Source organism: Vibrio sp. 03_296 (assembly GCF_002265885.1).
This window is the reverse complement of record NZ_NPKW01000130.1, coordinates 45,720-67,686: the sequence shown is the minus strand read 5'-3', so window position 1 is coordinate 67,686 and position 21,967 is coordinate 45,720. Positions and strand designations below refer to the sequence as shown.

General features: G+C 48.0%; 15 protein-coding genes. 8 read left to right on the top strand and 7 right to left on the bottom strand.

The features are described 5' to 3' along the window. Window positions 1-25: 25 nt before the first annotated feature. Entirely contained in the window at window positions 26-2,314 is a 2,289-nt protein-coding gene (locus CIK04_RS16300) for a patatin-like phospholipase family protein (RefSeq protein WP_232708571.1), read from the top strand. Window positions 2,315-2,584: 270 nt separating this feature from the next. After that, window positions 2,585-5,182 carry a bifunctional aconitate hydratase 2/2-methylisocitrate dehydratase gene (gene acnB, locus CIK04_RS16295; protein ID WP_097352090.1) on the top strand — a complete coding sequence of 866 codons (2,598 nt, stop codon included), beginning with the start codon at window positions 2,585-2,587 and terminating at the stop codon, window positions 5,180-5,182. Between the two features lie 61 nt (window positions 5,183-5,243). On the opposite strand, the gene CIK04_RS16290 is transcribed toward acnB, so the two are convergent. The 3 genes from CIK04_RS16290 to CIK04_RS16280 form a co-directional block, all read right to left on the bottom strand. Further along, window positions 5,244-6,380, bottom strand: coding sequence for a glycerate kinase (locus tag CIK04_RS16290; protein WP_097352091.1), 1,137 nt, complete (start codon window positions 6,378-6,380; stop codon window positions 5,244-5,246). Window positions 6,381-6,394: 14 nt separating this feature from the next. Further along, window positions 6,395-7,660, bottom strand: a complete 1,266-nt coding sequence (locus CIK04_RS16285) for a GntP family permease (RefSeq protein ID WP_011079576.1) — start codon at window positions 7,658-7,660, stop codon at window positions 6,395-6,397. 87 nt (window positions 7,661-7,747) lie between these two features. Continuing rightward, the gene (locus CIK04_RS16280) at window positions 7,748-8,944 is read right to left on the bottom strand and encodes a sugar diacid recognition domain-containing protein (protein WP_097352161.1); all 1,197 of its coding nucleotides are present in this window, start codon (window positions 8,942-8,944) and stop codon (window positions 7,748-7,750) included. 70 nt (window positions 8,945-9,014) lie between these two features. On the opposite strand from CIK04_RS16280, the gene CIK04_RS16275 reads away from it, so the two are divergent. The 6 genes from CIK04_RS16275 (at window position 9,015) to CIK04_RS16250 (ending at window position 15,090) form a co-directional block, all read left to right on the top strand. Next, complete coding sequence (locus tag CIK04_RS16275; RefSeq protein WP_039536131.1) at window positions 9,015-9,383, top strand: YacL family protein; 369 nt, start codon at window positions 9,015-9,017, stop codon at window positions 9,381-9,383. Window positions 9,384-9,574: 191 nt separating this feature from the next. Next, the gene (gene glnK / locus CIK04_RS16270; protein ID WP_013571157.1) at window positions 9,575-9,913 is read left to right on the top strand and encodes a P-II family nitrogen regulator; all 339 of its coding nucleotides are present in this window, start codon (window positions 9,575-9,577) and stop codon (window positions 9,911-9,913) included. A 27-nt stretch (window positions 9,914-9,940) separates the two neighbouring features. Further along, window positions 9,941-11,170, top strand: a complete 1,230-nt coding sequence (locus tag CIK04_RS16265) for an ammonium transporter (RefSeq protein WP_026060810.1) — start codon at window positions 9,941-9,943, stop codon at window positions 11,168-11,170. A gap of 153 nt (window positions 11,171-11,323) precedes the next feature. Then, complete coding sequence (locus tag CIK04_RS16260) at window positions 11,324-12,337, top strand: Fe(3+) ABC transporter substrate-binding protein (RefSeq protein WP_017421219.1); 1,014 nt, start codon at window positions 11,324-11,326, stop codon at window positions 12,335-12,337. 99 nt (window positions 12,338-12,436) lie between these two features. Next, the gene (locus CIK04_RS16255) at window positions 12,437-14,062 is read left to right on the top strand and encodes an iron ABC transporter permease (protein WP_017421220.1); all 1,626 of its coding nucleotides are present in this window, start codon (window positions 12,437-12,439) and stop codon (window positions 14,060-14,062) included. Next, on the top strand, window positions 14,062-15,090 hold the full coding sequence (locus CIK04_RS16250; protein WP_017421221.1) for an ABC transporter ATP-binding protein: 1,029 nt from the start codon (window positions 14,062-14,064) through the stop codon (window positions 15,088-15,090). The genes CIK04_RS16255 and CIK04_RS16250 overlap by 1 nt, the downstream gene beginning before the upstream one ends. 77 nt (window positions 15,091-15,167) lie before the next feature. On the opposite strand, the gene CIK04_RS16245 is transcribed toward CIK04_RS16250, so the two are convergent. From CIK04_RS16245 to CIK04_RS16230, 4 genes are all read right to left on the bottom strand, one after another. Beyond that, the gene (locus CIK04_RS16245; RefSeq protein WP_026060811.1) at window positions 15,168-16,580 is read right to left on the bottom strand and encodes a phosphoglucomutase/phosphomannomutase family protein; all 1,413 of its coding nucleotides are present in this window, start codon (window positions 16,578-16,580) and stop codon (window positions 15,168-15,170) included. A gap of 71 nt (window positions 16,581-16,651) precedes the next feature. Then, a complete protein-coding gene (locus CIK04_RS16240; RefSeq protein ID WP_026060812.1) occupies window positions 16,652-19,057 on the bottom strand; it encodes a N,N'-diacetylchitobiose phosphorylase in 2,406 nt (801 codons plus the stop codon). Window positions 19,058-19,147: 90 nt separating this feature from the next. Beyond that, complete coding sequence (locus CIK04_RS16235) at window positions 19,148-21,067, bottom strand: beta-N-acetylhexosaminidase (protein WP_017421224.1); 1,920 nt, start codon at window positions 21,065-21,067, stop codon at window positions 19,148-19,150. A 9-nt stretch (window positions 21,068-21,076) separates the two neighbouring features. Then, window positions 21,077-21,967 carry an N-acetylglucosamine kinase gene (locus CIK04_RS16230; RefSeq protein ID WP_038964500.1) on the bottom strand — a complete coding sequence of 297 codons (891 nt, stop codon included), beginning with the start codon at window positions 21,965-21,967 and terminating at the stop codon, window positions 21,077-21,079.

The following is a 21,967-nucleotide window of genomic DNA, read 5'->3' as shown; positions in this document are numbered from 1 at the left end:
AGTTAATAAGAGGTGGTTCGATAGCCTGACATGTTGTTTCGTCGTATTCGTCGGGCTTCTCAAGCTACCTACAGTTTTCGCTCAGTCACTCTCTTCCTATGAAGAAGAACGCCCCAAAGTGGCGGTGGTCTTAGCGGGTGGTGGAGCTAAAGGCGCGGCGCACATTGGTGTGTTGAAAGCGCTGGAAGAGATGCAGATTCCGGTGGATTACATCACGGGGACCAGCATGGGCGCGTATGTTGGCGGCTTGTACGCTACCGGCATGAGCGCTGACGAGATCGAAAGCTTCATTTACAGCATCGATTGGTACAGCGGCTATCGTGATCGCGTCGATCGTAGCCAGCGTCGTGTGCGAGACAAAGAGGCCGAAGACCGCTATCAGCTAAGAACCGACATCGGCTTGCGTTTTGGTGAAGTGCACGCACCGCGTGGTTTTGTGCAAGGGCAAAACATGCTGCGCATTTTGCGTGAAACCACCGGGAACTTAAATGAGTTCCAATCATTTGATGAGCTCGCGATACCTTACCGCTCAGTGGCCACTGATATTGTAGAGCTGCAAGAAGTGGTGCTCGATAAAGGCCAACTGGTGGATGCTATGATGGCCAGTATGTCCGTGCCTGGTGCGTTACCTCCATACGAGCTCAATGGGCGCATGTTGGTCGATGGCGGCGTTGTTAACAATATGCCAGTGGATATTGCCAGAGCGATGGGGGCAGACATTGTTATTGCTGTCGACATCAGTACCGATTACAAGCAGAAAGAAGACTTTACCAGTATGCTGGTGGTCGCAGATCAGTTGTCTAATTATCTTGTGCGTCGCAGCACCCAACAACAAGCGGAGAGCTTAGGCGGACAGGATGTATACCTGAGACCAGATGTTGGTCAAATGGAAACCACCGAATTTGCTAAAATGCCAGATGCGTATGAGGCCGGCTACAAAGCAACCTATCAGATGAAAGAGAAGCTGCAGGCTCTGCGACTCAATGGCAGCCAATACCAGCACTATATTGATGCTAAGCAGCAAGCACGAAAAATGCTCAACTATGGTGACCAGACTCGCGTCGATCAAATTGTGGTGATCAACAATACCCACTACAGTGATGGTCTATTGACTCGTCGTCTTGATTTGGATACTGGTCGAGTACTGAAAACGGATGAAATCGAAGCGGCGATAGAAAACCTCTATGCCTTAGATCGCTTCGAACTGATCTCTTATCACTATGAGGAAGTGGATGGGATCAACCAACTCGTGGTCGTGGTGGATGAAAAATCTTGGGGGCCAAATTACGTTAACTTTCGCTTTTTCCTTGAAGATGATTTCACCACAGACAGCCAATATGGTGTTGGCCTCTCGACCAACTTCACCGATCTGAACTCCCAAGGTGGTGAGTTGACCATTAATTTGGAAATGGGCACTGATAAATTAGCTGAGGCGGAGTTTTATTCACCGATCTTTTTTGGTCAGGAGCTGTTTGCGACGGCTAAAACCACTTACAGCAGTGATAAGCGCAGTGTTCCATTTTCTGATTTCGATGAGCCTCCACTCGAGAATGCCTATGATTATTTCCCGATAACCTACTCACAATTTATTGGTGAGTTGGCGCTAGGATACCAACCGACACTATGGCAAGAGCTGAAACTGGGGGCTCGTTACGCGAAAGGGGATATTGAGCTATCCACCATTCAATCGGCGGGATCGAGTAACTTCGAGCGCCTTGGTGCATTCGTACAATATCGTTTAGATACCTTAGACAATTATGCTCTTCCCACGCGTGGCGCTTACTTGGATATCGAATATTTGGTCTCCCATGATGAAAGCCCCGAGATCTTTGAAAGTGACTTTACTGGCCAATCACAAAGTGACACGGTTCACGAGTTATCTTTGGCCGCACGGGTTGCGACGACCTATAAGCGTCATACTTTGGTCGGGTCTGCCGATTATGAGGTGGTGCAAAGTAAAAACAACTATATTCCCCTTGATCCTAAGGCTATCGGTGGCTTTCTCAATCTGTCCGGTATTCCGCGCAATAGTCTGATTGGACAAAACAAACTTTTCACCAGTTTGGTCTATCGCTATCGTTGGTTTGATAATGACTTTGGCATGTTTGAGGCTCCAGTCTATTTAGGCGCATCGGTTGAGTATGGTGGTGTCTGGTCGGATACGACGTTAACAATCAGTGACGCACCGCTCTACAACGCGGCGAGTGTATTCGCAGGAATTAACTCGCCCATTGGACCCATTATCTTGGGTTATGGTCGCACTGAACGAGATTTGGACGCGATCTATTTGATCATTGGTACATCGTTCCGCTAGTGATGAAAAGTTGAACAAAAAAGACGAATAAATAGCTAAATTTAATGGGACTTTAGTCTTAAGTTGCTATGTTGGTCAAAGTGATGAGATTTTAATTTATCGTTAAATTTGCTATTCTATCGCCCACAGTTTGGCCTCTGCGGCGCTGTTTCTCAATCATAATTGAATGAAAACATGGGCAATAGGGAGCCAAGTTTCCAAGGATGTTCACTCCTTTACTTTGAATCATAGTAATAACAAAAGGAGGAACCGCAATGAGAGGAAAAAGTCGTGCTTGAAGCCTACCGTAAACACGTCGAAGAGCGTGCAGCAGAGGGAGTTGTTCCAAAACCTCTAGATGCAGAACAAGTTGCTGGACTTGTTGAACTTCTGAAAAATCCCCCACAAGGTGAAGAAGAGTTTCTTCTAGACCTACTTGAAAACCGCATTCCCCCAGGTGTTGATGAAGCCGCGTATGTTAAAGCGGGTTTCCTTGCTGCGGTGATTCGTGGTGAAGCAAGCTCTCCGCTTGTCAGCCGTGAGCATGCGGCAAAACTTCTTGGCACCATGCAAGGTGGTTACAACATCGAACCATTGGTTGCCTTGCTGGATGATGAAGCTCTGGCGCCAATTGCCGTTGAAGCGCTGTCTCACACGTTGCTGATGTTTGACGTTTTCTATGACGTTGAAGAAAAAGCGAAAGCCGGTAATCAATATGCGCAACAAGTGCTTCAGTCATGGGCTGATGCAGAATGGTTCTTATCAAAACCTGAGCTTGCCGAAAAAATTACGTTAACCGTATTTAAAGTCACGGGTGAAACCAACACCGATGATCTGTCTCCAGCTCCGGATGCTTGGTCTCGCCCTGATATTCCTGTTCACGCTTTAGCGATGCTAAAAAATGAGCGCGAAGGCATTGTGCCAGATCAGCCTGGCAGCATTGGCCCGATCAAACAGATTGAAGCGCTAAAAGAACAAGGTCACCAACTTGTTTATGTTGGTGATGTTGTGGGTACAGGTTCATCTCGTAAATCAGCAACCAACTCAGTGCTTTGGTTTATGGGTGATGACATTCCTTACGTACCAAACAAACGTGCGGGTGGTTATGTATTGGGTGGTAAAATCGCACCTATCTTCTTTAACACGATGGAAGATGCGGGTGCGCTACCTATCGAAGTTGACGTCTCCAAGCTCAACATGGGCGATGTGATTGATGTCTACCCATATCAAGGTAAAGTGGCCAACCATGCAACCGGTGATGTTCTCGCTGAATTCTCACTCAAAACGGATGTGTTGATTGATGAAGTTCGTGCTGGTGGCCGTATTCCACTGATCATCGGTCGTGGTTTGACAGAGAAAGCACGTCAATCACTAGGCTTAGCGCCGTCTGATGTATTCCGCAAACCAGCTGACGTTGCAGATTCGGGCAAAGGCTACACGCTTGCTCAGAAGATGGTGGGTAAAGCATGTGGCGTAACGGGTATTCGCCCTGGAACCTACTGTGAACCTAAAATGACCACCGTTGGTTCGCAAGACACCACTGGCCCAATGACGCGTGATGAGCTAAAAGATCTCGCTTGTCTTGGTTTCTCTGCCGATCTTGTGATGCAGTCTTTCTGTCACACGTCAGCGTATCCAAAACCTGTAGACGTGAACACACACCATACTCTGCCTGATTTCATCATGAATCGCGGCGGTGTGTCACTGCGCCCAGGCGATGGTGTTATCCACTCATGGCTAAACCGCATGCTGCTGCCTGATACTGTCGGTACAGGTGGTGATTCGCATACTCGTTTCCCATTGGGCATTTCATTCCCTGCAGGTTCTGGTCTTGTTGCGTTTGCGGCAGCGACCGGTGTTATGCCTCTGGATATGCCTGAGTCAATCTTAGTGCGCTTTAAAGGCGAAATGCAGCCAGGTATTACGCTGCGTGATCTTGTCCATGCCATTCCTTACTACGGCATCAAGCAAGGTCTATTAACGGTTGAGAAAGCCGGTAAGATCAACGAATTCTCTGGTCGTATTCTGGAAATCGAAGGGGTAGAACACCTCACGGTTGAGCAAGCGTTTGAACTGTCTGATGCATCCGCTGAGCGCTCAGCGGCAGGTTGTACAGTGAAACTGTCTCAAGCATCGATCGAAGAGTACCTCAACTCGAACATCGTGATGCTGAAGTGGATGATTTCAGAAGGTTACGGTGATCGTCGTACTATTGAGCGTCGTATCGTTGCGATGCAAGAGTGGCTAGCAAGCCCAGAACTGATGTCGGCAGACAGTGACGTAGAATACGCACACGTGATTGAAATTGATCTAGCGGAAATCAAAGAGCCGATTCTTTGTGCGCCGAACGATCCAGACGACGCTCGTCTGCTTTCAGATGTTCAAGGCACGCAAATCGACGAAGTGTTCATTGGTTCGTGTATGACCAACATTGGTCACTTCCGCGCAGCGGGTAAATTGCTAGAGAAGTTCAAAGGCCAGCTTGATACGCGTCTGTGGATTGCACCACCTACCAAGATGGACCGTGACCAACTGACTGAAGAAGGTTACTACGGTATTTACGGCCGTGCTGGGGTTCGTATTGAAACTCCGGGATGTTCGCTGTGTATGGGTAACCAAGCGCGCGTTGCAGACAAAACCACGGTGATGTCAACGTCAACACGTAACTTCCCGAACCGTTTAGGTACAGGTGCAAACGTGTATCTATCCTCAGCAGAATTGGCGGCAGTCGGTGCGATTCTTGGCCGTATCCCAACGGTAGAAGAGTACATGGAGTACGCGAAACAGTTGGATGCAACGGCAGCGGATACCTACCGTTACCTCAACTTCCACCTGATGGGGCAGTACACCAAAAAAGCCGATACAGTGATTTTCCAACAGCCGGCTTAGTAAAATCGTTGATAATAAAAAACCGCTGAATTTTCAGCGGTTTTTTTACGTTAAGCAAAGCTTAACGGCGAGTCATACAAAAAGCAGCGGCAACGTTTCTTGCTGTTAGCTCCACGTTCTCTGCCGCTTCTGCCAACGCGGTTGGCAGATCAACGGAACGGTTGACCACGGCAAAGACGGCGTCGAGTCCATGTTCATGTACCACTCCGCAATCGGCCGACAGACAACCCGCGATGCCAATCACCGGCAAGCTGTGCTTTTTCGCTGTGCGCGCGACACCGATCGGGGTTTTGCCATGAATGGTTTGGCTGTCGATACGACCTTCACCTGTGATCACCAGATCCGCATCCGCGACGATTTCATCTAAGCGAACTGCGTCCATGACAATCTCAATACCAGGACGAAGCTCGGCATTGAGCAAGCCTAGCAGCGCCGCCCCCATGCCGCCCGCAGCGCCCGAGCCGGCGATATCACGAACATCCGCGCCAAGTTGCTGTTTAATGATCGCGGCATAATGCGCCAAGTTTTCATCCAAGATTTTGACCATCTCTGGCGTTGCCCCTTTCTGCGGGCCAAAGACAGCGGAAGCGCCTTTTGTACCACATAGTGGGTTATCAACGTCACACGCGACTTCGAGGCGAACTTGAGCCAAACGAGGATCGAGTTGAGAGCAGTCAATCGTTGCCAATTTCGCTAGCTCACCACCGCCATAGCCAAGTGCATTTCCTTGTGCATCAAGAAGTTTGATGCCGAGAGCCTGCGCCATACCAATGCCACCATCGTTGGTCGCACTGCCACCGATGCCAACAATAATGTGTTCTACACCGTGGTCGAGGGCGGCTTTGATCAATTCGCCCGTCCCAAACGTTGTGGTGATGAGTGGGTTGCGCTGAGCTGGTGTCACAAGGTGTAAGCCAGAAGCGGCCGCCATCTCGATGACAGCGGTCTTGCCTTCGCCCAATAAACCGAAAAAGCCACAAACAGGTTGGCCAAGTGGCCCCGAGACAGTGTGTTCGATGATGGTCCCGCCAGTGGCGTCAACCATCGATTGGACTGTGCCTTCTCCACCATCTGCCATAGGGAGCTTAACGTACTGTGCATCGGGTAAGACTTGCTTAAATCCTTTTTCAATCGCGATGGCCACATCCATGGCAGTAAGGCTTTCTTTATAGGAATCTGGAGCAATTATAATTTTCATGTTTACCTCAATGCTTATACAAACAGACCAAATACGCCGAACATCATGACAGAGACAAAAGCGATCATTAAGCCAACCGCAGACTCATAAGGAATCAGTTTTAAACGCTCACGAATGTCCATATGAACAGCGCCGCCCGTTGCGTGGAAGAAGCTACCATGTGGCATATGGTCAAGAACAGTGGCACCAGAATGAATCATGGCTGCCCCGGCTAATGCAGGTACTCCCAGTTCAAGAATGGTGTGACTAAATACGTTCGATGCAACGGCGGTTCCTGCTGTGGTGGATGCTGTTGCAAGTGACATCATTGCACCGGAAATCGGGGCAAGGAGATAGGACGGTAAACCCGAAGCGGTGAGAATATCGATCAAGCCATTTTTAAGCCCTGAGTTCGCGATAATACCTGCGAGAGTACCTGTGCCAAGCAGCATGACGGCAACCGGTGCCATGCGCGAAAGGCCAGAGACTGCAAAGTGGTTGGTATCGGCGAATCGACCCATCACCACGGCACCGAGCAAACCGCCTAAAGGCAAGGCGATGAGCGGATCAACGTTGATGCCGGCAATTGGGCGTAACGCCAAGAGTGCAATTGCCACTAATGGCGCGACAATGGCAGCGCCAAATTTTGGCAGTTTGCTGTGATCCACCGCGATGACTTCGCTGGCTGCGACTTTAGAACCCTTATTGACCAGACGTTTCGCAATGAAATACGCCAGTACCAACCCACAAAGACCAGGAATCACACCAGCTGCCATCACTGAGGTTAATGGCACATTAAAGGCATCAGCGGCTGCGATTGCATTGGGATTTGGCGACATTACGTTACCGGCTTTACCGCCACCGACCATGGCAAGCAAAATCGCGGTTTTAGAGATATCAGCACGGCGAGCAATCGCCAACGCAATCGGAGAAACCGTAATGACGGCGACATCAACAAAAACGCCAACGGCAGTCAGAATCATGGTCGCCAATGCCAGGGCGAGAAGCGCGCGTGTTTCCCCCACTTTTTTGACGATCGTCTCTGCGATCGATGTTGCTGCGCCAGATTCAATCAAAACGCCAGCCAAAACACCGGCGGCAAGAATACGTAAAACCGCGGTCACAATACCTTGTGCGCCGCCGATCATTAGAGAAACGGTGTCGGTCAGTGAAACACCACCAATCACACCGCCTATAAGAGCGCCAATGATCATGCCGTACGCGGGTGGGACTTTTTTCAGTATGAGCGCAATGGCTACCACTAAGGCAGCTAAGGCTCCGAGGGTAGAGACTTCAATCATGTTCCATTTCCATATTATTGATAAGAGTGTTTTTTGCTCGAATATAGAGATGGAATCTGATCGGGTCTTTAGCCGTTACAACAAATTTCACCCAGCTGACTGCTTTATTTTTTGTGCATCTGCACAATTTCTTTGTTTTGAGGAGAACAACTCTAGCGCGATATAGAGTTGGAAGGTGTTGTTTAAGTTATTGAAATTTAATGAGGTTATGTCTTCAATCTTTTCAATTCGATAGCGGAGGGTATTACGATGGATATGAAGCGCTTGGCAAGTTCGACATGCATCACAGTTCTGAGCAAAATATACGGTGAGGGTTTTGAGTAGCACGCCTTTGCTGTCTTTTTTTTGCAGTTTCAGTAATGGAGCCTGCAATTGTTCGGCTTTCCAAGGTTGTGAAAGGAGATCGCTCATCAACACAGGTAGCTTATGATCTTGGTAGAAGAAAACCGTGCCAGATTGCTCAGCCATCAATTGCATGGTGAGTTTGGCGGTTTCAAAAGATTGGGCTAATCCTGCCAATCCCTCAAAGTAGTCTCCGAGCGCAATTTTGATTGAGAAGTTCCCTTCTTTACTTACCCGCTTTAGCAACTGGTTGATGCGCTTGGTTTCCACCTCTTTGGACCAACCGTTGTCGGTGAGGCTTATCGGTTTTAACACCACCACTTCGTTATTAGAGACAGATAAAATACCAACGAGATTGTCACGTTCAGGATACTCAAGTAGGTGAACGATCTGTTGTAAATGCTCCAACGAGAGTGAGGTTTGTTTATCAGGAAAAACCTTGACCACAGCAGCTATTCTCGGCTCACTCAAATTTAAGCCAAGTCGCTCAGCGATGGAATTCAACTGGTTGTCATTCAGCGTCGCGCCAGAGATAAGCTGCAGAACCAGTTCTTCCCTGTGTCGCTTATTCCATTGCACTTGAGACATGAGGGCTGCTTGCTCAACGATGAGCTCTGCGGTCATCTTAACCAGTTCACCATAATGCTTCACTTCGTCTGGTGCGCCGGATACGCCAATGACGCCAATCACTTGTTCTAGAAAAAGGATCGGTAAGTTGATCCCAGGTTTAACCCCTTTAAGATGGCTAGCGGTGGCTTTATCGATCTCAACCACTCGACACTCCGTAATTGCGAGCACGGCACCTTCATGTTTTTGTTGTAGTCGCGATGGGTCCCCCGAACCAATAATTCTCCCTTGATCGTCCATTACATTGACCGAATAGGGGATGATCTTCATGGTGCGTTCGACAATTTGCCGTGCAATAGTTTCGTTCAGTTTCATGCTTGAGAGTGGAGTCCAAGTGAGAATTTGTCGATAATAGTACCTGATCTCGTTATCAATAGAGAAAAACATGGATTACGAATTTAAGAAAAACATCCTAGATGGTAACTATTACTGCCATTGCTCAATGGACCATGAAATTGTTGGCCGTTGGATTCAAGAAGAAATCGGCAAAGAGAGCACTAAAATCGCCCAAGTGCTGGCTTTAATTGCCGCCGCAAGAAGTAACCCGACAGAAGAGCTTTGCCTAAATGGCACCGAAATCAGCTTGATGATTTGTGGCGATGAAGTCACCGTGCAAGACAATGCGTTGCTGCACAGCTACGAGCTTGAGGCAGAGAGCGAGTTCGAACTGTATGACTGTGAGAGTGTCGCATGTTGTGGTTTAGAAGACTTTGAACAGCTAATTCAGCAGTGGCAGTTGTTCGTTCGTCGTTGATGGATAGCTTGTTGCACGTTTATTGAACACTTGCTTTATATTTGTGAATAGAGCGCACTATTATGGTGCGCTCTATTTTTATTTTTGTAACTTTTAAAATTAATTTCATTTAAAAACAATAAGATAAAAAGTTGGCACGTTGCTTGGATTATCTAAAGCGTTACAGGATGAACGCTTTCAGAGAGGATGCAATGAAACTAATTAATGCCATTATCAAACCTTTTAAGCTCGATGATGTTCGAGAAGCGCTAGCTGATGTCGGAATTGAGGGAATGACCGTTTCCGAGGTTAAAGGCTTTGGTCGTCAAAAAGGTCACACTGAACTTTACCGTGGAGCGGAATATCAAGTGGACTTTCTACCTAAAGTCAAACTGGAGATCGCAACGCAGGCTGAGAATGTTGACCGTGTGATTGAAGCGATCACCAAAGCAGCGCACACCGGAAAAATCGGTGACGGCAAAATCTTTGTTTACGACTTGAGCCATGCCGTACGTATTCGTACTGGTGAAACTGACGTTGAAGCACTTTAACGATTCAAAGGATTGGAGAGATACATTATGGAATTAACAACAACAGTCTCGGAACTACGCTACGCGCTCGATACCTTTTTCTTCCTTATTTCTGGGGCGCTGGTGATGTGGATGGCAGCAGGTTTTGCCATGCTGGAAGCGGGGTTGGTTCGTTCAAAGAACACCACAGAAATCTTAACCAAAAACTTCTGCCTATACGCGATTGCGTGCACCACGTATTTAGTCGTGGGCTACAACATTATGTACGTGGATAACGGTGAAGGCGGTTGGTTGCCTTCGATTGGCGCATTAATTGGCAGTCAAGCTGAAGGGGCCGATCACTCACTTGAGTCAGATTTCTTCTTCCAAGTGGTGTTTGTGGCAACGGCGATGTCAGTGGTGTCAGGGGCGGTTGCTGAGCGTATGAAGCTTTGGTCTTTCTTGTTGTTCTCCGCCATTTTGACTGCCTTTATTTATCCGGTAGAAGGCTACTGGACGTGGGGTGGTGGCTTCTTGTCAGCGGCGGGATTTAGTGACTTCGCAGGTTCGGGTATTGTGCATATGGCAGGTGCATCAGCGGCATTAGCCGGAGTGTTATTGCTTGGAGCGCGTAAAGGTAAGTACGGCAAAAATGGCGAAGTGTATCCAATCCCTGGTTCAAACATGCCATTGGCAACGTTAGGTACCTTTATTCTGTGGTTCGGTTGGTTTGGTTTTAATGGTGGTTCACAACTAATGGTGTCTGACTTTGAAAACGCGACGGCCGTTGGGCAAATTTTCCTTAACACGAATGCTGCAGCTGCAGCGGGGGCCATTACCGCACTCTTTGTATGTAAAACAACATGGGGCAAAGCGGATTTAACCATGATTCTCAACGGCGCGCTTGCTGGTTTGGTTGCGATTACTGCTGACCCTCTTTCACCATCACCTCTGTATTCGGTGGCGATTGGTGCAGTAGCAGGTGCCTTGGTTGTGTTCAGTATCGTTGGTCTTGATAAGCTAAAAATTGATGATCCAGTGGGCGCGATCTCGGTTCACGGCGTGTGTGGTTTCTTTGGTCTCATGGTTGTGCCAATCAGCAACGGTGACGCGAGCTTTCTTTCGCAACTATTTGGTGCCGCAGTGATTTTTGCTTGGGTATTTGGAGCAAGCCTTGCGGTTTGGGCGGTACTGAAAGCCACCATCGGCATCCGAGTTTCTGAAGAAGAAGAGATGGAAGGGATGGACATGCACGACTGCGGTGTCGGTGCGTACCCAGAATTCGTCACGGTAAAATAAGTCAACTAAGACATACTTGTTTACAAATAAAAATATCAAAAACCTGCTCATACCAGCAGGTTTTTTTGTTTTCCGTCATTGTGTTCTAAACTATGATGAATATAATAACGCTACTGATAAACGTTATCATTACGAATCTAAAGGATTGAATCAATGAAAAAGCTGCTTACTCTTTCTGCGCTTGCATGTGCCACTCTTGCTCCTACCGCAATGGCTGCTGAAGAGGTGAATGTTTACTCTTACCGTCAACCTTTCCTTGTTGAACCAATGTTCAATGAGTTCACAAAGGAAACCGGTATCAAAGTAAACGTGATGTTTGCAAAAACTGGTATTGCAGAGAAACTTGCGCAAGAAGGCGAATACAGCCCTGCTGACGTGATTCTAACCGTAGATATCAGCCGTCTTGCTGAGCTAACAGACAAAGGTCTTGTTCAGCCAGTCAACAGTGAAATCATTGAAGCGAATGTTCCTGCTCAATACCAAGACAAAGAAAACGAGTGGTTTGCACTAACGACTCGTACTCGTAGCGTCTACTCTTCTCGTGATCGCGTTGGCAAGCTAGGCGATGCTTTCACTTATGAAGATCTTGCTAAGCCAGAGTTCAAAGGCAAAATCTGTACTCGTAGTGGTAAGCACCCTTACAACATTTCACTGGTTTCTGCGATGATTGCACACCACGGTGAAGCTGAAACCAAGAAATGGCTGGAAGGTGTAAAAGCAAACCTAGCTCGTAAACCTCAAGGTAACGACCGTGGTCAAGTGAAAGCGATCAAAGAAGGCCTTTGTGATGTTTCTCTAGGTAACAGCTACTACCTAGGTGCAATGGTTAATGACCAAGAGCAGAAAGCGTGGGCAGATGCGGTTTACATTAACTTCCCTAACCAGCAAACCACCGGCACACACGTGAACATTTCTGGTATGGCGATGGCGAAATATGCACCAAACAAAGCCAACGCGCAGAAGCTAATGGAATTCCTAACTGGCGACAAAGCACAGCATATGTATGCGGAAGTGAACTTTGAGTACCCAGTAAAGGCGGGCGTTGAGCGCTCTGAGCTTGTGGCTTCTTGGGGTGATTTCAAAGCAGACACCATTTCTCTAGATGACATCGCATCGCATCACGCAGCAGCAATCAAACTGATTGATGAAGTGAAATTTGACCTTTAAATGAAACTAGGGGTATAACTATACCCCTATTTATTAAAGTGATATGAGATGTATTTGCAAACGCATCTGTGTTTCATACGCCCGTGCAGTTATTAGGCGATGAAAGAAAAAAAATACACATGGAAAACCAGTAGTGGAGCGTTGGCTTTACTGCTGGTTTTGCCGATTTTGGCGATCTTCTATACCGCTGTCGGATACAGTGATGAGCTGTTTGCTCATTTGATGTCGACGGTGATGCCATCTTACATATTGAATACCATTCTTTTGACGACGGGCGTGTTAGTTGTCTCTCTCATTTTGGGTATTCCGAGTGCGTGGTTCATGGCCATGTGCAAACTTCCCACTGAAAAATGGTTGCAATGGGCCTTAGTGCTGCCATTGGCTATGCCGGGGTACATCATCGGTTATATTTTTACCGATTGGTTTGATTTTGCCGGCCCTGTGCAGATTTTACTACGAGATCTCACTGGGTGGGGCCCAGGAGACTATTGGTTTCCTGATATTCGAACGGTTGCAGGGGCTACCTTCGTGTTGTCGCTCGTGCTCTATCCATATGTTTATTTACTCTGCCGTGCTGCTTTTATGGAGCAAAACGTCTCTTTACTGCAAAGTGCTCGCTTACTGAAGTGCAGCGCGTGGGAGAGTTTCTGGCGTATTTCCATGCCGCTTGCGCGTCCCTCTATTGCCGTGGCTTTATCGCTGGTGGCCATGGAGACCATTGGTGATTTTGGTACCGTCAGCTATTTTGCCGTCAACACGCTCACCACTGCGGTATATGACACTTGGCTCGGTTACTCCAATTTGAACGCTGCGGCAAAAATTTCGGCCTTAATGCTGCTGATTGTCATCTTGTTACTCAGTGCAGAGCGTTATAGCCGACGAAAGCAAAAACTCTTCCAAGCGCAATTTAATAGCCACGAAGATTTCCGCTATGAACTCAAAGGCTGGAAAATGTGGGCAGCACTGATTTGGTGTTGGGGCTTGGTCGCTATTGCCTTTGTTTTCCCGCTGCTGCAATTGGTGGACTACTCGATTACCTATTTTGAACAAAGCTGGACCAATGAATTTCGTCGCTTTGCCATGAATAGTCTTAAAGTCTCGATTGCGGCCGCCATCGTTGCAGTGATTGTCGCATTGATCGTCAATTTCAATCATCGATTACACAATCAGAAAACCAGCTTGGCGTGTATTCGTTTATCGTCATTGGGGTATGCGGTGCCAGGTACCGTATTGGCGATTGGCATCATGGTGCCTGTTTTGTCTATGGATCACTTGGTCAATGATGTTGCGAAATACATGGGATGGGGCAGACCAGGTCTGATTTTCTCAGGTACCATTTTTGCGATCATTTTTGCCATGGTCGTGCGTTTTTCTGCGGTGGCGATTGGCAGTATTGAAAGTAGTTTAAATAAAATCTCACCTTCGCTCGATATGGCATCACGCACCATGGGCTGCCATGCCAATGCCATGTTATGGCGTGTGCATTTCCCGTTGATCAAACGCGGCATGCTGATTGCGGGATTGTTGGTATTTATTGAGTCGATGAAAGAGCTGAATGCTGCGCTGCTACTGCGCCCATTCAACTTTGAAACCTTGGCCACCTATGTTTACAACTATGCCTCCGACGAGCGTTTGGAGCTGGCCGCATTACCGGCGGTGTTGTTGGTGTTGGTTGGCTTGATCCCCCTTGTTATCGTTAACCGTTCACTGGAGCAGAGTCACTAATGAGTTGTGCACTATCGATTAAAAACCTGACTTGTCAATACGATGCTCAAACGGTGCTTGAGTCACTCTCTCTGGAAGTGGAACAAGGGCAGATTGTTTGTTTACTTGGGGCCAGTGGTTGCGGAAAAACCACTTTATTGAAAGCCATCGCAGGGCTGCTGCCTCTCTCTTCGGGAGAGATGAGTTTAAACTGCATGATGATCGATAATGGTGAGCATTGGGTTCCACCTGAGCAGCGTAATATCGGCATGATTTTCCAAGATTATGCGCTGTTTCCTCACCTTACCGTGGCAGAGAATGTGGCGTTTGGTTTGCGCGGTTGGAGCAGTGAAGCTCGCCAGAGCAAAGTCAAAGAAATGCTAGAGTTGGTGCATTTGTCTCCTTTTGCTGATCGTTACCCGCACCAGCTCTCGGGTGGCCAACAGCAACGAGTGGCGATTGCTCGTTCGTTGGCGTACAAGCCAGATTTGCTCTTGCTCGATGAACCGTTTTCGAACATCGATACGCAAGTACGCCATGAACTGATTGCGGAGATTCGTAAAATTTTTAAGCAGCAAGGCGTAACAGCAATTTTCGTTACGCATAGCCGAGAAGAAGCGTTTGCCTTTGCCGATAAAATGGCGGTGATGAATCATGGTGTGATTGAACAATATGGCACCGCTTCTGAGCTTTATTACAAACCGTCGAGCAAGTTTGTTGCCGATTTCCTTGGTGGCGGCAGTTATCTACCTGCCAAGCGTTTGTCTGAATCTGAATTTGAAACCCACTTGGGCGTCGTCGAAGCCACCGCGCAGCAATCGATTTTGATTAATGATCAGTGTGAGTTGTTGTTGCGTCCTCAGCACATTCAAATCAGTGCCGCAGAGGAAAGCAGTATCCGTATTATGGAGCAGCAATTTATGGGTGATCACTGCCGCTATGTGATCGAAGCCAATGGAAATAAGCTGCTCGCCAGTTCGGCAGAAGCACTCAATATCGGGCAAATGGTGTCAGTGAAAGTCGACACGCAAGGCATTTTGGCTTTTTAACTCTGTTACAAAGAAAAAAGCCCGACCAAAATTGGTCGGGCAAAGGTACGTTATCTCATCGCTTTGTCGAGTGATGTTTAAAGGGCTAAAAACTCTTTAAATTGATTAACGACCAGTTCGGCAGTCTCTTTATCCTGCATCTCAGCAAAAATGCGCAGCAGTGGCTCAGTGCCGGAGAAGCGAGCTATCACCCAGCCTCCGTTTTTGAAGTACACTTTCGCCCCATCGTCATAACTGACTTTTTCGATCTCAAAGCCAAATTCAGGCAACTGTTTTTTGACATAAATTTTGTCGTACAGCGATTGTTTGGCCGCTGGTTTGAACTTGCAATCACCTTCTGCCATGTAGGCATAGCCGTACTTGCTGTAAATCTCTTCCAGCAGCTCAGAAAGCTTCTTGCCCGTCACAGAAATCATCTCAACCAACAGGCTCGATGCAAATACGCCATCTTTGCCTTTGATGTGACCACGAATGGTTAAACCACCAGAGCTTTCCCCACCAATGAGCGAATCGTCGGCTTCCATTTGTGAGCTGATGTGTTTAAAGCCAACAGGTACTTCAAAACACTTCTCACCATGATCGGTGGCGATTTTATCCAACAGGTGTGTGGTGGCGATGTTGCGAACCACAGAACCTTTCCAGCCTTTGTACTCCAGTAAGTAGTAATACAGCAGGATCAGCACTTCGTTCGGATGAATGAAGTTGCCTTTTTCATCGATGATGCCCAAGCGGTCTGCATCGCCATCGGTACCGATACCGATGTCGTAGCCTTGTGCCGCCACAAGGTGTTTGAGGCGGTAGAGTGTTGCTGCACTCGGGGATGGCATTAAGCCGCCAAAGTCAGGGTTTTTACCGTCGTTGATCACGTCAACATCACAGCGTCCATTGATCAACACCGTTTGCAGTGCGTTCTTCGCCACACCAAACATCGGGTCGATCAGCACGCGTAGATTGGCCTTTTTGATTGCTTCGATGTCGATGAAGTTGATGATGGAATCAACAAATTCGTTCATCGGGTTGATGATGACAATTTGTTTGTCTTCTACCGCTTGTTCGAAATCGACACTTTGCACTTGATCCAAGGTCAGATGAGCAATTTGCGCTTCGATTTTCTGCGTGATCACTTCGTCCGCATCACGGCCACCTTCAATGAACACTTTCACGCCATTGTAGTCGGCAGGGTTGTGAGAAGCGGTAATACAGGCAGAGTAAGCACAGCCCATTTCTTTGGCTTTGAACATCACAATTGGCGTTGGGACAAATTTATTGATGAAGCTCACCACAATGCCATTCGCGGCAAGGACTTCGGCAAACCAAGCGCCGGCTTTATCCGATAGAAAACGACGGTCATAGCCAATCACGAAACCGCGTTCAGCAACCTGTTCGTTATTGATGATGTTGGCTAGAGCCTGTGCGACCAAGCGAACGTTATCTTTGGTGAACTCTTCGCCAATAAAAGCGCGCCAGCCACCGGTTCCAAATTTGATCATAATTCGATCTCCCTTAGGAAATGGCCCGTGGGCCATTTCCCAAACTATTTGCTAGCGATAACGTGATGGGATTAACCCAAAACGACCACAACCTCATTCACGGTGCCTTCCGCCTGCGCAGGAACGGCACCTTCGATCGCTTGACCGTTAAGGGTGATGGATTTAACGCCCTTAGAAACACCTTGCGGGTTTTCCACTTTGATTTGGTAAGTTGCGCCACGCCATTGACGAGTCACTTCAAAACCTGGCCATGATGTTGGAATGCATGGGTCGATTTCAAGCGAATCAAAACCAGTACGTACACCGAGAATAAAGTTGGTGGTCGCGTAGTAAGCCCAACCAGATGTGCCTGTTAACCAAGGGTGGTTTGCACGACCATGGTCTTGGTGGTCACGACCCATGATGAACTGAACGTAGGAGTACGGTTCTGCCATGCGCGTTTCAATGATGTCGTTTTGGTTATATGGGTTGAGTGAGTCGTAGAGCTCCATAGCGCGATCGCCACGGCCCAGTTTTGCTTCCGCTACCCAAGCCCATGGGTTTGGATGCGAGAAGATAGCGCCGTTTTCTTTCACGCCTTGGTAAACGCGAGTGACGAAACCGATATCATCGTTTGGTGTTGCAAACGATGGTGCGTTGAGGTGGAGACCGTATTTCGAGAACAGGTACTCGTAGACCGCATCCATCGCTTTGATGCCGCGCTCGTGGCTGACTGCGCCAGACAGTACTGCCAGCGAGTTTGACTCAAGGTGTACTTTACCTTCTACTTGGTCGAAGGTACCGATCTTGTCCCCATCTTTGGTCAAACCACGGATATACCATTCGCCTTTCTCATCCCACAAATGAGTTTCACACGCTTCACGAACGCCGTTTGCCATCGCTTGGTATTTGTCTGTCGCCGCTTCATCATTGCGGAAGCGAGAAAGCTCTAGGAAAGCTTCCAGTGCCCAGAAGTGTAGGAATGACACCATAGAAGACTCGCCACCACCTAGGTTTAGACAGTCGTTCCAGTCTGCGCGTAGACCTTTACAGATACCCGTTTGACCAACGTATTCTGCGGAGAAATCCAGCGCCGCCATCATGTGTTCATACACAGTGGCGTTGCCGCCGTCGGCATAAGGAATCACTTCATCAATAAAGCCGATATCGCCTGTCTCTTTCACATAGTTCAAGATGGTTGGCACGATCCATAGGTGGTCGTCTGAACAGGTGTCTTTGATACCGTGGATCTTGTCATCGTCAGATGGTGTTGGGACAACGGTTGGTGATTTTGATGGTTTAACATCCGCTTTTTCTGGATCGAACCAATCTGGATCAAATAGGTGTAAACCGTATCCGGCTTTCACTTGGCCGCGAAGCAGATCAACCAAGCGCTTGCGCGTCATTGCTGGGTTGGTGTGAGGAACCGAAATTGCGTCTTGCGCGGTATCGCGGTAACCCAAGCCTGTACGGCCACCCACTTCAATGAAAGAGGCAAAACGAGACCACACCACGCACGTTTCTGCTTGGTATAGAGTCCATGCGTTGATCATGGTATCCAAACCTGCGTTTGGAGATTTCACTTGGAACTTCTCACAGCGCTCATCCCAGTGTGCTTTGATACCAGCAAACGCTTGATCAACTTTCGCAAGATCTTGGTATTTTTCGCGCAGTTTTGCGCCATTACCTTTACCTACACCTAAGATCACGGCAAAGCGTACTTTTTCGCCTGGTTGTAGAACGAATTGCTTGTGCAAAGCGCCACAGTGGTTGTAACACGTTTGGGCAGTGTTAGAACACTTACCTTGTGCCACAGCGATAGGATTCGCTTCGTCACGGTACATACCGAGGAAGACATCGCGTTGGCCGTCGTAGCTATCAGCATCAAATGTAGCTGTTAGGTAGTAGAAACCTAGGAAGTCGTCGGTGTTGTAGTAAAGATCGTATTCAATCACGCCGTCTTTGTATTCGGTACCTGCAGAGTACAACGACATCTGATGGTTTTGGTTGTCCGATTTAATGTGGCTGAAAGAAAACTCAACGTAGTTGAATGCACTGATGGTACGTACTTCGTCAGAGGTGTTCTCGATTTCAACATCCCAAACTTCCGCGTCTTCGCCTTTTGGTACAAACAGAGTTTTGTTGGCAACGATGCCATTGTATTCACATTTGAATTTTGAGTAAGACAAGCCATGACGTACTTCGTATTTAGCTTGTTCTAGGCTTTTCGCCACAGGCTGCCATGAAATTGACCAGTAATCACCCGTTGCATCATCGCGTAGGTAGACATAGTGCCCCGGACGATCTTGAGTAAAGTTTGGACGGAACTTGGTCACACGGTTGTACTCAGGAGAGTGATAGAAAGAGTATCCCCCTGCGTTGTGTGAAATAACGGTACAGAATTTTTCGGTACCTAAGTAGTTGGTCCATGGTGCCGGTACATCCGGGCGAGTGATGACGTATTCACGATTGTCATTATCGAAATAGCCGTATTTCATTGTCATTTCCTTTTCAACAAACTGCTTGGTAAGGCAGTCAAAAACTAAAGCTAGTGAAAACTTAGGAAAGCGAGGCTTTCATTCGGTTGTTCATTTCCATGGCTGGCGATACTTGATGCCCTGTTTGTCCAGTAGCGGCAAGTGACCTTTCAGCCTTGATAAAAAGTCGTTCCAATCACGATGTTCTTTCTGTGTCCAACACGCTTCTGCGAGTGCAATAATGCGTGGGAAGACCATATAGTCCATTCGCTCAGGGTTATTGATGATTTCGCACCAAAGAGCCGTTTGGATTCCCCAAATTCGCTTATGAATTGGGTCATCAGCCGGAATATTGGCAAGCGGCTCGTAGTTGTAGGCTTTTTCGAGTGGCAGTGGATTGGCCCAATCTACCCCCGGCTCTTCCGGTGCGTAATCTTGTGTCATATCGAGGTAAGTAGTTTGAGCGGGTTGCAGTACCACATCAAAGCCTTGACGGGCGCAGTTGACCGCTGCGTCTTCACTTAACCACGAGTAAATCACGGTGTCCTTACTCACTTTGTCACCGTGTTGTGCTTCTTCCCATCCCAACATACGCTTACCAAGACTGCGCAGTTTTTGCTCTGCGTGACGCAGTAAGTGACCTTGCAGTTCCTTGTAATCCTGATAGCCATGTTGCTTCATCAAGGCTTGACAGCTTGGGCTGTTTGACCAAACCCCGTGAGGTACTTCGTCGGCACCAATATGAACGTAGGGTGCCGGGAACAGTTGGGCGATTTCTTCCAGCACACCATCTAAAAATTGATAGGTGGTGCTTAAGCCGGGGTTGAGAACGTTATCGGAGTAATTTTGAATACTGCGATAGACGGTGTCGTCTTCTACTTCGACCAGCATTTCTGGCAGCGATTTAATCGCTGCACGACAGTGACCAGGAACGTCAATTTCAGGGATGACCATGATGCTGCGCTGTGCGGCATAGGCGACCACTTCTTTGATCTCTTCTTGGCTATAGAACCCGCCGTAACGCTGCGAAATATGGGTATATTGAGGCTCAATCGCTTCATCGACACCACGCCAAGCCCCTATCTCTGTTAATGCTGGGAATGCTTTGATTTCAACGCGCCAGCCTTCATCGTCCGTTAAATGCCAATGAAAGGTATTGAACTTATAGTGGGCGAGGAGATTAATTAGACGCTTGACTTGCTCAACCGAGTGGAAGTGGCGAGAGCAATCCAACATCATGCCGCGATAGCGAAAACGTGGGCTGTCAGAAATTGAACAGCAAGCCAACTGGGCCTCTTGCGTGATCGAATTGTAATCAAGCAGTTGTAATAGGCTTGCGGTAGCGTGGACAAAGCCAGAGCTAGAGCCCGCTTCAACGCGCACTTGCTCTTGGCTAATTTTGAGTTGATAAGCCCCTTCATCCAGTGTTGGATTGCTACGGTAAACGATTTCTCCCGCTTCGCTGGTGGCAAGTTTAAACTGATGCAAACGCGCCACTTCGTCCATGAGCCAAGTCACCGCGGAGTCCGCCAAAGCGGATTGGCAAGTGATGGCTGACGATGGTGTGAGAGAAAAATGCCCAGCATCAACATGTAATGCGTTTGCTTTAGGCAATAGTGAGTAGGCACTGGCTAACGTAGGGGCGATGGTTTCGCGTTCACGGTAGGGTGAAGCAAGAACGATCGGGGTGACATCGACGTTAGAGCGTACCTGCTCACCTTCATGGTGATACTCGACAAAAGCTTCATTCAATCCATCGGAATAAAAACGGAATGGATTGGTCAGTACGGTGAACTCACAATAGAAGTGATGATTGGCCGGTAGCACCAAGCTATCTGGTGTTAACTGACAGAAACTCCCAATTTGCGTTAAGGTGCCATGCGAAATGCTGCCTGGCTGAATAAAACGAGTAAAGGCAAAGGTTAAAGACCAGTTGGGTAAATCTTGATCGCTGAGGTTATGCAGCGTCATACCAAAACGGCAGTTTTGCTTTTGTTCTGAAAGGACAACCAGGTCGATACGATATTCCATAAACGATTCCTAATTTGTTGCCACGGCATAGAGGTTATGTTCGCTTTTACCTGCAAACATGAGTGCGCCCTCTATGGCGTCATACTGAGCTTCAACGATCCACTGTTGTACTGGTGGAGAGAGCCACTTAACAATACGCTCGGCGATGCTGCCCATTAGACAGATGCGTGTTGCCCCGCGTTTATTTAAGGCAATCAGGAACATTTCAATGTCTTGCGCTGTTTGTTTTAGCATCTCGATCGCCAGTGCGTCGCCTTGTTCGGCATGCTGGAAGATCGCAGGAGAAAATTGGCCATAATCACGAGGTAAAGCGGTTTTTGACCATTCAACAATGGCATCCACGTCATGATGGAAATGCGCCATAACATGCTCACATAACGGTGTGTTTTCGCGGATCCCATCTTGAGCTAGGAGTACTTGTTGAATAAGGCGAAGTCCCATGACAGCGCCGCCCCCTTGATCCGAAATAGGGAATTCTCGGCCGCCGACCACGTGTTGAGTGGTGCCTTGTAGAAAGATGCCACATGAACCCGTACCGGCAATCATGATGGCGCCATCTTGACCATTATGTGCACCAATACAGGCGCCGTAAGCGTCGGTATTGAGTGTCATGCTGGCAAACGGATGTGTTTGTTGCATAAAGCTTTGCCAAGAGGCTTTATGTTCTGCTCCGGCTAAAGCCAATCCTACATGCATGCGAGAAAAATCTTGTGTGGATAAACCGCCTTGTGTAGCCGCGTCTTGAATGGCAGAAAGAATCGATTCCATTGCGACAGAGGCGCCCAGCATAATATTGGCGCTGCCGCTTTTGGCTTCACCAATAAAGTGCCCTTGAGCATCTTTGATGCGTGCTCGGCAAGAAGTGCCGCCCCCATCGATTCCTACGTATAAATGCGTCAT